The 13,401-nt window shown below is 60.3% G+C and carries 10 protein-coding genes; 6 read left to right on the top strand and 4 right to left on the bottom strand.

All coding sequences use genetic code 11. The annotated features are described in order from the left end of the window. The first annotated feature begins 104 nt into the window (after positions 1 to 104). The 3 genes from EN884_RS07090 to EN884_RS07080 are packed head-to-tail and all read left to right on the top strand — an operon-like array spanning position 105 to position 2,862. Positions 105 to 1,400: a class I SAM-dependent methyltransferase gene (locus tag EN884_RS07090; RefSeq protein ID WP_063170846.1), complete on the top strand. Its 1,296-nt coding sequence runs from the start codon at positions 105 to 107 to the stop codon at positions 1,398 to 1,400. Further along, a complete protein-coding gene (locus EN884_RS07085) occupies positions 1,397 to 2,212 on the top strand; it encodes a sugar phosphate nucleotidyltransferase (RefSeq protein ID WP_063170845.1) in 816 nt (271 codons plus the stop codon). The genes EN884_RS07090 and EN884_RS07085 overlap by 4 nt, the downstream gene beginning before the upstream one ends. Next, positions 2,209 to 2,862: a PIG-L deacetylase family protein gene (locus EN884_RS07080; RefSeq protein WP_063170844.1), complete on the top strand. Its 654-nt coding sequence runs from the start codon at positions 2,209 to 2,211 to the stop codon at positions 2,860 to 2,862. The genes EN884_RS07085 and EN884_RS07080 overlap by 4 nt, the downstream gene beginning before the upstream one ends. A gap of 332 nt (positions 2,863 to 3,194) precedes the next feature. Here EN884_RS07080 and EN884_RS07075 read toward each other — a convergent pair whose 3' ends face one another. Continuing rightward, a complete protein-coding gene (locus EN884_RS07075) occupies positions 3,195 to 3,893 on the bottom strand; it encodes a response regulator transcription factor (protein WP_244507031.1) in 699 nt (232 codons plus the stop codon). A 683-nt stretch (positions 3,894 to 4,576) separates the two neighbouring features. Between EN884_RS07075 and EN884_RS07070 the strand changes: the two genes are divergently transcribed. Further along, positions 4,577 to 6,214 (top strand): hypothetical protein, encoded by a 1,638-nt coding sequence (locus EN884_RS07070; RefSeq protein ID WP_244507007.1) that lies wholly within the window; start codon positions 4,577 to 4,579, stop codon positions 6,212 to 6,214. A 358-nt stretch (positions 6,215 to 6,572) separates the two neighbouring features. Here the strand turns inward: EN884_RS07070 and EN884_RS07065 are convergent, their stop codons facing one another. After that, positions 6,573 to 6,866 (bottom strand): hypothetical protein, encoded by a 294-nt coding sequence (locus EN884_RS07065; RefSeq protein WP_127218776.1) that lies wholly within the window; start codon positions 6,864 to 6,866, stop codon positions 6,573 to 6,575. A 396-nt stretch (positions 6,867 to 7,262) separates the two neighbouring features. On the opposite strand from EN884_RS07065, the gene EN884_RS07060 reads away from it, so the two are divergent. Further along, complete coding sequence (locus EN884_RS07060; RefSeq protein ID WP_128360512.1) at positions 7,263 to 8,771, top strand: phosphomannomutase/phosphoglucomutase; 1,509 nt, start codon at positions 7,263 to 7,265, stop codon at positions 8,769 to 8,771. An 11-nt stretch (positions 8,772 to 8,782) separates the two neighbouring features. Further along, a complete protein-coding gene (locus EN884_RS07055) occupies positions 8,783 to 11,023 on the top strand; it encodes a mannose-1-phosphate guanylyltransferase/mannose-6-phosphate isomerase (protein WP_128360511.1) in 2,241 nt (746 codons plus the stop codon). Between the two features lie 8 nt (positions 11,024 to 11,031). Here EN884_RS07055 and betB read toward each other — a convergent pair whose 3' ends face one another. Beyond that, positions 11,032 to 12,495: a betaine-aldehyde dehydrogenase gene (betB, locus tag EN884_RS07050; protein WP_013532682.1), complete on the bottom strand. Its 1,464-nt coding sequence runs from the start codon at positions 12,493 to 12,495 to the stop codon at positions 11,032 to 11,034. A gap of 57 nt (positions 12,496 to 12,552) precedes the next feature. Beyond that, a partial coding sequence (locus EN884_RS07045; RefSeq protein WP_245491903.1) for a GMC oxidoreductase occupies positions 12,553 to 13,401 on the bottom strand: 849 nt, incomplete at its 5' end.

Raw genomic sequence — 13,401 nt, 5'->3', positions numbered from 1 at the left:
CAGATCCTAACCTGTGGCCATCTGCCTGCGGAGGCGCGGCAGGCATCGGTTCTGCGTAGCGCACCGCGTCTCCGTTTTCTAACCAGCAGACAGGAGCAGGGGGAATGAACATTCAGGCAGTCGAAATCGTCCGCGATCATAGTGCGGCAAGCCGGAATGTCGGCTGCAGGCTCTGCGGGTCGCGCCTGCGCCACACCCTGGTCGATCTTGGCATGTCGCCGCCGTGCGAGAGGTTCCTGCAGCCCGACCAGCTCGACCAGATGGAACCTTACTACCCGCTCAACGTGCTTGTCTGCGACACGTGCTATCTGGTGCAGCTCAAGGAGTATATGAGCCCAGAGACCATCTTCAGCGAATACGCCTACTTCTCTTCGTTCTCGACCAGCTGGGTGGCTCATTCGAAACTTTATTGCGAGACGATCACACGACGCCTTGGGCTTGGCCCTGACAGCCTTGCGGTGGAACTCGCAAGTAATGACGGTTACTTGCTGCAGCATTTTCTGCCACTCGGCGTTCCTGTGTTGGGCGTCGAGCCGGCAGCCAATGTCGCGCGCGCCGCGATCGAGAAGGGGGTGGCCACCTGGGTCGACTTCTTCGGCGTCCGGCTGGCAAATCAAATGGTGGGCGAAGGACTTCGCGCGGACCTCATCATTGGCAACAACGTCCTGGCGCAGGTGCCAGACCTCAACGACTTCGTCGCCGGGGTGGCGATCCTGCTCAAACCGGAGGGCATGGTCACTCTCGAATTCCCACACATCGAGCGGCTGATGGCGGAGAACCAGTTCGACACCATCTACCACGAGCATTTTTCGTATTTCTCACTGTTGACGGTCGACCTGATGGCGGCCCGTCACGGGCTGCGGCTGATCGATGTCGAGGAACTTCCCACCCACGGTGGGTCGCTGCGGGTCTATCTCTGCCACGAAGGCAGTGCCTGGCCGAGGAAGGACAGCATCGCCCAATTGCTCGAGCGCGAAACCAGGCATGGGCTTGGAGAGATGTCGACCTACGCCTCTTTCGGCTACAAGGCGCAGCGCGCGAAGCGTGATCTCTTGGCATTCCTGATTTCGGCCAAGGAAGAGGGCAAGACGATTTGCGGTTACGGCGCGCCTGGCAAGGGAAACACGCTGCTGAACTACTGCGCCATCGGCACCGACTTCCTGGATTTCACAGTGGACCGCAACCCGTACAAGCACGGGCGTTATACACCTGGAATGCACATCCCGATCAAGCCCGTCGACGAAATCGACGAGGCTAAGCCAGACTACATCCTCATCCTTCCGTGGAATCTGAAGGACGAGATCATTCAGCAGATGCGCCATGTCGCCGCTTGGAACGCGAAATTCGTAGTGCCGATTCCTTTCGTGACCGTAATCGATCCGTCGGAGTACGAGAAATGAAAGTCATTCTTTTCTGTGGCGGTCGCGGGACCCGCATTCGCGACTATTCCGAAAGCATCCCAAAGCCGATGATACCGCTCGGCCACCAGCCGATCCTGCGCCATGTCATGCAATGGTACAGTGACTATGGGCATGACGAGTTCGTGTTGTGTCTGGGCTACAAGGCCAACGTGATCAAAGACTTTTTCTTGAACACCCGGCCGCAAACGTTTTCCGATTGCGTGGTTACGCGAGGAGGCCAGGACGTCAAGCTCCTCGGCGACACAATCAAGGACTGGAGCATCACTCTGCTCGATACCGGTATTTGGCGCAGCATTGGAGAGCGCCTGTGGGCTGCGCAGGATCACGTCAGGAACGAGAAGATGTTCCTGGCCAACTATTCCGACGGCCTGACCGATGTCGACTTGGACGACATGATCAGAAAATTCGAGGCCAGCGGCAAGATCGGCTGCTTTCTGGCAGTGCACGCGCCGCTGACTTACCATTTGGCCGACATCGCGGAAGATGGCCGCGTGCGCGAGTTTCGTGCGGCCGAGACATCGGAGATCTGGATCAATGGCGGCTACTTTATATTCCGTCCGGAAATTTTCAACTACATGCGCGACGGCGAGGAACTCGTTGTCGAGCCGTTCAAGCGTCTGATCGATGACAACATGCTGATGGCGTACAAGCACGAGGGTTTCTGGCGTTCAATGGACACGCTGCGCGATTGGCAATCACTCGAAGACATGGTCGAAAAGGGCGACATGCCCTGGAGTATGATAGCCACCGCCGAGAAGAATAGGCGTAGTATGGGGTTGGCCGCATCATGAAGGGGCTTGGTCTCGCGCGTGGCGGCGAGGAACTCTCGATTCTGTGCGTCGGGGCCCATTCCGACGACATTGAGATCGGCGCGGGAGGCACAATCCTCAGTCTGATCGCGTCGGAGGTCAAACTTCACGTCCACTGGTGCGTCTTAAGCGCCGGCGGCCAGCGGTCGGCCGAAGCCAGGGCTTCGGCCGAAGCCTTCCTCGAAGGATCCCATTCGTCCACGATCGACGTTGCGGATTTTGAAGACGGCTATTTCCCAGTTCACAGCCGATCGATAAAGCATTGGCTGATGGACGTAAGATCAAGGGTTCATCCCGACGTGATATTAACCCATGCCAGGTTCGACGCCCATCAGGACCATAGGGAGGTCAACCAACTGACCTGGAACGTTTTCCGCGATCACCTTGTGCTCGAATACGAGATTCCGAAATGGGACGGCGATCTTTGCCAACCCAATGCGTATGTGCCGATTGCAGCCCACGTGCTGGAACGCAAGATCCAACTCCTTCACGAGCACTTCGGGACACAGCGCTCAAAGGACTGGTTCGATCGGGAGACATTCGCCGGGCTTGCGCGGTTGCGTGGAATGGAATGCCGGGCACCCGAGCACTTTGCGGAGGCCTTCACGCTTAGGAAGGTCAAAATATTGTAGCGATAGCCCTCCGGGGTCGCTGTCGCAAGGATTGGTCCCCCAGGACGGCACGACCAGTTCCACGAGAGAGCAGTAACCTGGTCCTCGCCATTGACGAAGTGTCACTTCCGGCTGGTTGCTGGACAGTGAGGCAGGAGTGCTTTGGACGCCTCGCAATGGTTAGTCTTTAGGAACAGGACATATGGGAGCTGGCTATATGCGGGGCGTCCACCACGGGTGTCCAGCGGGACGGAGGTCCCTCAATTGTGCAGCAATCATCCCCCAGATCAGACGCTACGCGAGAGCAAAACGGCCCGCACGATTTAACCAAAGTTAGCGTCTCATTTGCTTCGTCACTCCACAGCCAGAGATCCTTCGGCGAAGAGATCGTTGACCTTGTAAGCGACTTCCGTCCGGTTGGTCGCCTTAAGCTTTTTCATGATGTTGCGGATGTGCACCTTCACGGTGCTTTCTCTCAGGTTCAGCTCATAGGCGATGATCTTGTTCGCCTTGCCGCGTCGGAGCGCCTGGGCGACCTCAGCCTGTCTGAGCGTGAACATGCCTGTCAAAGGTGTTTCAAGGCTGCCTGAATCTATCAGGTGCCGCATGGACAGGACACTACTTGCAGGAACGAAAATGCCTCCTGCCACCGCAAGATTGATCGCCTCGACACAGACGTCGATCCCGACAGAGGTCGGAATGTAGCCACGTGCGCCACATTCGAGAGCCGCCAGTATCTGTGCAAGGTCTTCTGTGTCGGCCAAGATCACCACAGGCACCGACCTGAACTCGGACGAAATGCGCCTGATCTGATCCGCTATGCCATGGTCGGTGACTTTCCGGCCGCCCAGGTTGAAAAGAATGGCTGCAAGGATCATCCCCTCTTTCACGCGCCATTCGTCTATCGAACCCTTGGCCTCGACGGCCATGCCGAGTTCGTGGTCTTCCAAGGCCGATGCCAGACATTCGCGATCTAGCGCCCTTCCGTCCAAGATGAGGAGGCATTCTCTGCCTACTTGTTCATGGACCGTTGCTTTTCCGCCGGACGGAATTCCTGCCGGCTCTACCGAAGTGTATTTATGCAGTTCTACTGTGGAACTCATACTCTAACCCACCCTTTTCCCAACAAAATTCGCCCTGAGGCGGCAATTAGCCCCTCACTCGCCAGTTTCTTCAGAAAGTATAGTAATGCCCACCCGTTCTGAGAGCCTGGCTGGAATTGTCCAACCTGGTGCACCCGCTGTTCCTCATTCCCAGCCAGAACAGCGTGAGTAGCTTATGGGCTATTCACAAGCGGGCGCTAACATAAGTTAATTTTCGGTAAATTTTTGAGCCACGAAATCCCGACGCCTACCGGGAAACGCGAAGCCAGGGCGGCCGCGCCGCGCTTGTGCCGACACAGATACGCGTTGCGAAGGCTCGGGCTGAGGTGGCCACCTGAGGACCATCCTCCGTCAGCAAACACATATCCAGAACGGATCCGGCATTCTGGATCTCGGCTTCCAGCGCGTCGATCAGTCTTTCGACAGCTTTGCTGGCAATATGGCTGTCAGGGTACTTGGCTTTCACAGTGGCGCACTCGTAGATTTCCTTGAATTGCCTGACCCTGCTTGGGTCCGAACATGCGATATACATCGTGGGTGTCATATCGCCTCTCCTCCTTATGGTGGATTCTAGACAACCCGCCCGTTGCCAGCCTTCGGTCCGTCACGCGCATTTCTTAGTGCCGACATAGATGCGGCCATTCAGCCCAGGATCGCATTTTGCGCCGGCCACTGCCTTCACCATCAAGGGCAAGGGCGATGGAGACGAGCGCGTCCGCTACCTCCCTTCGCGGGTGAAGGCTACCCCCTTTGACTCTCTTGCGGGGGATACTCACCTGCCGAAAGATTGGCCATCGGACAGCTTGCTGTATCCGCTCACCGGGAACTCGATCGGCATGCAGGTGTCTTTGCCGGGACTGCTAGTATGCGCGGCTATTTTGCTTGTTGCGTACTATTCAAGGGGAATGCTGATCATTGGCTTGATCGCTTCCCAGGCTTTCGGTGCGACGGCCGTGATGACCCTGAGCTTTCTGGGTGGCTCATCCCCCTTGATCTACACCTTATTCGCGGGCCTGCTCGTCACGGCCGTCGCCGCGAGACGGCGTATCTGGTTTGATCTTGGATTCGTGTTCGGAAGCATCGGGTCGATCTGGGTCCTTACAAGCCTTATGCTTTACGCAATCATCGGATCATGGCTGTTTCCGAGGTTCTTTGCGGGACAGACGACCGTATTCGTGCAGTCCAAGAACCGTGGAACAGTCGTAGAAGATTCATTGGCGCCCGTTTCAGCCAACATTTCGCAGACGGGCTACTTTATTCTTGGTGGCCTCGCCGCGATAGCACTTTGCGCCCTGCTGCTGCACTCCAACCGGATCGATCAAATCAGGCGCGGCTTCTTTTTGTGGTGCGGCCTGCACGCGGGAATGGGGCTGATCGATTTCATTGGCAAGACCGCGGGGGCGGGAGACTTTCTGGCCCCGATCAGAACCGCCAACTACGCGATTATATCGAACGCGGTCGAGGCAGGCTTTGTGCGGATCACCGGGCCTTTTTCGGAGGCCTCTTCGTTCGCCAGCGTTTCTCTCGCCTGCCTGGCATTCTGCTACAGCTACTGGAGAAAGACCAAATCACCGCTTGCGAAATGGCTGGCCGGAATCCTGCTCTTCTTGTCCATTCTGTCGACTTCATCGACGGCTTACGTCGGGCTGACACTGCTATGCATCCCCGTTGCGTTGTCCATGCTACAGTCGGTCATCAGGGGAAAAGTTGCGCGCGAAGAGATACTGATAATAGCTCTCATGGTGGTGGGCGGGACCGCCGTACTGGGCATTAGTCTTTACAAAGCCGAGGCGTTGGACCCGTTCGTCAGACTGATCAACAGCACCATCATTAACAAAGCGGATTCCGGGTCAGGCCATGAGCGCACTTATTGGAATGTAAAGAGCCTGCAGTCGTTTCTCGATACGAGCGGACTGGGCGTTGGTTTCGGCAGTTCAAGGGCATCGAGTTGGCCGATCGCTGTCCTGTCGCAGTTGGGTCTGTTTGGATCGCTGATGATAGTGGCCCTGCTCTATGTCGTGACCAGAGGCCTGGGCGCGGTTCGGGAACGGGTGGATGCAGAGACAGATGCAATCGTGACGAGCGTCAGGAATGCTGCCCTTGCAAGCATAATTGCAATGTCGGTGTCGGGTGGCAGCGCTGATCCAGGCATCCTCTTCTTCATCGCACTTGCAGTTGTTTGCGCCACGAGAGCCCGTGCTCGGCGCGGCGTAGCCGCCTTGGAACGAAGCGTTCCGGCGCCGGGCCACGCCACCGTCAACGTCCTGTAATCCAGTTCCGCCGAATTGGCTTCGCGGTGGCAAAGGTTCCTGGCGATGTGCCAGGCCCCCGTCCTGTGCAATATCGGCAGCGAAGTCGAATAAGGGACGGTCGTCGCGATCGAGCGTGCGACAGTACCGCGGCGGTCGCTTGCGAACGAGTAGAAGGGCTGCCGGCAATGTGCATTCGAAGCTTGCGTGGCTGTATCGAGGAGGTGCAGCAGCATCGTGCGGCCTTCTCCGCTTACGTGGTCTCGGGGTATAAAAGTGATCAGAAGCCGCTGCCGTAAGTCAAGTGCGGCCAGGACAGCTGCACAAAGCTTGCTGCATCCCGACGGAGCCAACTAGGTCCAGGGCTATCGGGAATTTGTCAAAAGACTTTTATGCTGCAATCGATATTTGCTTCCATAACGGGCCGACGACTTTCGTCAGAAACAGTCACCGAAAGGTTGCTTTGTAACCCGCCCTGAACTTCGTCCTGTGCCATGGCGACCAGCATTTTAACCGCGTCTACCCGGGCCTCGAGCGCACCAACGTAGTGGGTGCCCTCTGTATCGGGAGAATGGGATTTGCCGTCCCGGATATCGAAAAAAAACAGCGGCATTTTTGCGCCCGTGCTTAAAGCTGTGCGTTCGTCAGAGCAGAAGACTTGCTTCTTGCTCACGGCTGCTTAAGGCATTCCCCTGGGGGATTCTAGCAACCGCAGATGGTCAATGGGACGCGACTGTGGAGAACTCGAATGGCGGCGATCACAAAATATTACAAGGTTTATTAACGCCAGGAAACGCTCCTTATGGGTGGTCCTGGGAGTCGCAATCCAGCCTACGTTGGAACGCGGCACGGTCGTCGATCAGATCGCGGCATCACGACATTCAGCGGTATTATCGGATCTTTGCGGGCATCAGGGCTTGCAGGGCACCGCGGAAATAGCCCGACAACGATGCTCGCCGGCTTTCCATGTCGTGAAAGGGATCAACCAAACTGATAGATAGGCCGGAAGAACGGTTCCGGTAAGCTACCGCCTCGACAACCGCATTTGTGTCGTTCGGAGTGTCCTGTCTTGTCGCTGAATTTCGTTGACGAAGCCCGGCCCAACACGTTCGAGTTTGAAACCTCGGCGCTGATAAAGGCGTCCGGGTTTAGGGAATATGATGCGCGCTGGTGGTTTGGCCAGGTCGCGCCCGAACTTAACCTGATCGGCGTCCAGGCGCTCGGAATGGGGCTTGGCACGCTGATCCGCCGTGTCGGTGCCGGTCCCGATATCGTCACCGGGCACGATTTCCGCTCCTATTCGCTTGGCATCAAGCTGGCGCTGGTGTCCGGTTTGATGGCTGCAGGCGCTCGGGTGAGGGACATCGGACTGGCGTTGTCGCCGATGGCCTATTTCGCCCAGTTCGCACTGGACGTGCCTTCGGTCGCTATGGTCACCGCCTCGCATAACGAGAATGGCTGGACCGGCGTCAAGATGGGTGCGGCGCGGCCGCTGACTTTCGGGCCGGAAGAGATGAGCGCGCTGAAGCAGATTGTACTGGCCGGCGATTTCGATCTCGTCGGCGGCGGCTCCTACGATTTCGTTCGCGATTTTCGCGCTACTTATCTCGACGATCTGACCGAGGACAAGCGCATCACCCGAAAGCTGAAAGTGGTCGCCGCCTGCGGCAACGGCACCGCCGGCGCCTTCGCGCCGCAAGCGCTGCAGCGCATCGGCTGCGAGGTCATCCCGCTCGATGTCGAACTCGACCACACCTTTCCGCGCTACAATCCCAATCCCGAGGATATGCAGATGCTGCATGCCATCAGGGACAAGGTGCTTGAGACTGGAGCCGATGTCGGCCTTGGCTTCGACGGTGACGGCGACCGCTGCGGCGTCGTCGACAATGAGGGCAATGAGATTTTTGCCGACAAGGTCGGTGTGATGCTGGCGCGCGATATCTCCAGCCAGCATCCGGGCTCGACCTTCGTCGTCGACGTCAAGTCGACCGGCCTGTTCAACACAGACAGCGTGCTGCGCGCCAACAGCGCCGTCACCGACTACTGGAAGACCGGCCACTCCTACATCAAGCGCCGCGTCGCCGAGCTTGGCGCCGTCGCCGGTTTCGAAAAGTCGGGCCATTTCTTCTTCAACCCGCCGATCGGGCGGGGTTATGACGATGGGCTGGTCACCGCCATTGCCATCTGCCAGATGCTGGACCGCAGCCCCGGCAGTTCGATGGCCGATCTATACCGCGCGCTGCCGCTGACCTTTGGCACGCCGACCATGTCGCCGCACTGCGCGGACGATGTGAAGTATGGCGTTGTCGAGCGGGTGGTTGCCGACTTTCAGGCCATGAAGCGGGATGGAACGGTTTTTGCGGGCCAGAAGATCGCCGACCTCATCACCGTCAACGGCGTGCGCGTTGTCGCCGAGGACGGCACCTGGGGACTGGTGCGCGCCTCGTCGAACAAGCCGGAACTGGTCGTGGTCGTCGAAAGCCCGGTGTCGTCGCAGCGTCGACGGGAGATGTTCGAGGCTGTCGACACCGTGCTGCGCCGCAGCCCCGAGGTGGGCGCCTACAACCAGACCTTTTGAATGGTGGTTGAATGACCGAGCGGATTGTCAGTTTTGTCATGAGCGGCGGGGTCGGCTCGCGGTTGTGGCCGCTGTCGCGCGAGGACAATCCCAAGCAGTTCCACGATCTGTCCGGCGACGGCTCGATGCTGGCCAAGACCTTGCGCCGGCTGACGGCCCGGCCGGAAGGCGAAACGCCGATCTTCCTGATTGCCGCGGAGCGCCATGCCGACCGCGTTCACGCCGATCTTGCCGGCCTCGACCTCGCCGGCGGCGGGCCGCTGTTCGAGCCGACCGGGCGCAACACAGCCGCCGCCGTCGCACTGGCGACGCTGCGCACACTGTCCGAGTTCGGCGACAGCCTGGTGCTGGTGGTGCCGTCGGACCATGAGATATCGACCCCGCGCCAGTTCTGGCAGAGCGTCGAAGCCGGCACCGAGGCAGCGCGTAGCGGCCGGCTGGTGGTGTTCGGCATCAGGCCGACACAGCCCGAGACCGGCTACGGCTATATCGAGGTTGCGGCCGAAAGCGGCGGCATCTTCGACGTGTCGCGCTTCGTCGAAAAGCCGGATCTTGCGATTGCGCAAAGCTATCTCAAGGCCGGAAATTTCTACTGGAACACCGGTATCTTCCTTTTTCGCGCCAGCGCCATGCGTGATGCCTTCATAGCGTTCCAGCCGGATATCTGGCAGGCCACCGAAGCAGCGTACAAGGCAGCGACATCGGATTTGTCCGGCCTTTACATGCCGCTAGAACTCTACGCCGCCATTCCGTCGAACTCGATCGACTACGCCATCATGGAGCGGGCAAAAGACATCGCGATGGTGCCGGCCGGCTTCCGCTGGAACGATCTCGGCTCATGGCAGTCGCTGCTCGATGTCGGCCCCGCCGACGACCGGGGCAATGTCATCATCGGCGACGTCGTCGCCATCGATTGCGAGAATTCCTACATTCGCAGTGACGGCCGCCTGCTGTCGGCGATCGGCATGAAGGACATCGCCATCGTTTCGACATCGGATGCCACCTTCGTCGCTCCGGTCAGCCACAGCCAACACGTCAAGAAGATCGTCGAGCAGCTCGAAAAATCGGGTCGCCTGGAAACCAGGTTCACGCCGGCGCATGACCGCGTCATCGAAAGCGGCGCCTGGCGGCGGCGCGTGCATCACTGGCTGTTTCAGGAGACCTTGCCGCTGTGGTCGACATCGGGCGTCGACGAACGCCATGGCGGCTTTCACGAAGCGCTTGGCCTGGACGCTTCGCCGTTGATGAAGCCCAAGCGCATGCGCACCACGGCGAGGCAGGTCTATGCCTTCGCCGTTGCCCGGGCGCGCGGCTGGGACGGTCCGGCCGACCGGCTGATCAGCCACGGCATCGCCTTCATGGCCGGCAAGGGCCGCACCGACAAGGGCGGCTGGGTTCGGACGCTGAATGTTGACGGTTCGGTTGCCGACGCCACCGAGGATGCCTACGATCATTCCTGCGTGCTCCTGGCACTGGCGCATGCGCATATGTCTGGCAATCCCGACGCCTTGCGCCTCGGCGAGGAAACCTTCGCCTTTCTCGATGCGCATCTCGAAGACAGCCGCATGACCGGCTTCCTTGAGACATCGGATGGCAAAGGCGAGCGCCGCTCCAACCCGCATATGCACCTGCTTGAGGCCTTCCTCGCCTGGCACCAGGCGACCGGCGAGCGCGCCCATCTGCGCCGCGCAGCGCGCATCATCGACCTCTTCCGCAGTCATTTCTTCGATCCGGAAAGCTGGACGCTTGGCGAGTATTTCGATGCCGAATGGAAACCATCCGCCGGCGAGAAAGGCTCGTGGACCGAGCCTGGCCACCATTTCGAATGGGCCTCTTTGTTGGTCGATTTCGCCGGGCGCAGCGGCCAGGCCGAGTTGAGCGGCTTTGCCAGGAAACTCTACGCCTCGGCCATCGCCAATGGCCTCAACCGCGCCACCGGGCTTGCCTATGGCGCCGTCTCGCGGCAGGGCCTGCCGCTCGACCTGATATCGCGCAGCTGGCCGCAGGCCGAAGCCGTGAAGGCGGCGATCGCACTGGATGGCTCGGGCGGCCCCGATCTGAAGCCCGAGATCGAAGCGCGCGTCGGCCGGCTGTTCCGCTGGCACATCGACCCGGCGCCGCTCGGCCTGTGGATCGACCGCATCGACGAGCGCGGCCGCTCACTGGCATCGGACGTTCCGGCCAGCATCTTCTATCATCTGGTCTGCGCGCTGACCCAGTATCTGGACAGCACGGCCGACCTGAAGGCGTAAGGGCAGCCTCAGTACGGGCTCGCCACATCCCCGGTCTCGACATAGATCGACTTCAGCTGCGAATAGAGCGCCAGTGCGGCCAGTGAATTCTCACGCCCGATGCCTGACTGTTTGAAGCCGCCGAACGGGATTTCCACCGGCGTCAGATTATACGCGTTGATCCAGCAGGTGCCGGCCTGCAGTTCGGCGATGACGCGGTGGGCGCGCGGCAGGTCGCGCGTGAAGACGCCGGCAGCGAGGCCGAATTCGGTGTCGTTGGCGCGGTCGATCACCTCGTCCTCGCCGTCGAATTTCAACACGCTCATCACTGGTCCGAAAATTTCTTCACGGGCGATGCGCATGCCATCGGTCACGCCGGTGAACACCGTCGGCTCGACGAAGAAGCCGCCCTGAAAGCCCTGCAGCGAAGGCACATTGCCGCCGCAAGCAAGCGTCGCTCCATCCTGCTTGCCGATCTCGATATAGCCGGCCACCTTGTCGTGCTGCGCCTTGGAGACCAGCGGTCCCATCTGGGTTTCGGGATCGAGCGGGTCGCCGATGCGGATTTTCTTGGTCCGCTCTATCAGACGGTCGACAAAGCGGTCGTGGATGCCGCTCTGCACGAAGACGCGCGTGCCGTTGGAGCAGATCTGTCCGGTCGAATAGAAATTGCCGAGCATGGCGCCGCCAATGGCGTTCTCGATGTCGGCATCGTCGAACACGATCAGCGGCGACTTGCCCCCGAGTTCCATCGTCGCGTGCTTCATCTTCGAGCCGGCAAGCGACAGCACCTTGCGGCCGGTCGGCACCGAACCGGTCACCGAGACCTTGGCGACGACATCGTGGCCGACAAGCCCGGCGCCGACATCGCCATAGCCCTGCACAACGTTGAACAAGCCGTCGGGTAGCCCCGCTTCGCTGTAGATCTCGGCCAGTGCCAGCGCCGACAGCGGCGTGTTTTCCGACGGCTTGAACACCATGGCATTGCCCATGGCGAGCGCCGGTGCCGATTTCCAGCCGGCGATCTGGATCGGGTAGTTCCATGCGCCGATGCCGACACAGACGCCGAGCGCTTCGCGCCTTGTGTAGGCGAAGGGTCCGCCGAGATCGACCGACTCGCCGTTGTAGGCGGCAACGGCACCGCCGAAATATTCAAGGCAGTCCGCAGCCGAGGGCGCATCCGCCACCAACGTTTCCTGGATCGCCTTGCCGGTGTCCAGCGTCTCGATGCGAGCGAGGTCGGCGTTGCGGGCGCGTAATATGTCGGCGGCGCGGCGCAGGATGCGCCCGCGCTCGACCGGCTTCAGCCGCGCCCAGGCGGGCTGCGCCGCCCGCGCGGCCTCGACGGCGAGTTCCAGCACGTTCGGCGTTGCCGAACGCAGCATGGCGATGGTCTCGCCGGTTGCCGGATAGATGACCGGCAGCGGGGCGCCGCCTTCGTCCTCGATGTAGCGTCCGTTGACATAGTGCGATGCCGTGGGCTGAGCGCGCATGGAAGTCTCCAGATTGTCTTTCGCGGCATGCGGATCGTGCAGTCACACGATCATGCTCTATCTGTCCGACGCCTGCCAGCGCGGATTGATCCATGGTTCCTGGTTGGACGGCGCCAGCGGCGTGCGGCCAAGGATGTGATCGGATGCCTTCTCGCCGGTCATGATCGACGGCGCATTGAGATTGCCGTTGGTGACGCGCGGGAAGATCGAGGAATCGGCGACCCGCAATCCTTCGACGCCGATGACCCGGCACTCCGGATCGACGACGCTCATCACGTCGTCGGCGCGGCCCATCTTGCAGGTGCCGCAAGGATGGTAGGCGCTCTCCGCGTGATCCCGGATGAAGATGTCGAGATCGTCGTCCGACTGCACGTGGCTGCCCGGCGATATCTCCTTGCCTCGATAGGGATCGAACGCCGACTGGCCGAAGATCTCGCGGGTCAGCCGGATGCAGTGGCGGAACTCCGCCCAGTCGTCTGGATGCGACATGTAGTTGAAGTGGATCATCGGTTTCGATTTCGGGTCCGGCGAGCGCAGCGTCACCGACCCCCGCGACTTCGAGCGCATCGGTCCGACATGCGCCTGGAAGCCGTGCGACTTGGCCGCCGCCTTGCCGTCATAGCGGACTGCCGCGGGGATGAAATGGTACTGGATGTCGGGGTAGTCGACGCCGGCACGCGATCGCACGAAGGCCGCCGCTTCGAAATGGTTGGTGGCGCCTAGCCCGTTCTTGAGGAACAGCCACTGCGCCCCGATGAGCGCTTTCGAGAACGGATTCAGCACCGAATTGAGCGTGATCGGCAGCAATGATTCCTGCTGGATGTAGAGCTCCATATGGTCCTGCAGGTTGCGGCCGACGCCGGGTCTGTCGGCCACCACCGGAATGCCGTTTTCGCGCAGATGCCC

Source organism: Mesorhizobium sp. M7A.F.Ca.AU.001.01.1.1 (assembly GCF_004022735.1).
In the GTDB taxonomy this organism is placed as follows: Bacteria; Pseudomonadota; Alphaproteobacteria; order Rhizobiales; family Rhizobiaceae; genus Mesorhizobium; species Mesorhizobium ciceri.
This window is presented reverse-complemented; position numbering and strand designations above follow the sequence as displayed.

Coding starts and splice junctions, on each gene's coding strand:
- EN884_RS07090 (WP_063170846.1), top strand. CDS start 105: ATGAACATTCAGGCAGTCGAAATCGTCCGCGATCATAGTGCGGCAAGC.
- EN884_RS07085 (WP_063170845.1), top strand. CDS start 1,397: ATGAAAGTCATTCTTTTCTGTGGCGGTCGCGGGACCCGCATTCGCGAC.
- EN884_RS07080 (WP_063170844.1), top strand. CDS start 2,209: ATGAAGGGGCTTGGTCTCGCGCGTGGCGGCGAGGAACTCTCGATTCTG.
- EN884_RS07070 (WP_244507007.1), top strand. CDS start 4,577: ATGCGGCCATTCAGCCCAGGATCGCATTTTGCGCCGGCCACTGCCTTC.
- EN884_RS07055 (WP_128360511.1), top strand. CDS start 8,783: ATGACCGAGCGGATTGTCAGTTTTGTCATGAGCGGCGGGGTCGGCTCG.
- betB (WP_013532682.1), bottom strand. CDS start 12,495: ATGCGCGCTCAGCCCACGGCATCGCACTATGTCAACGGACGCTACATC.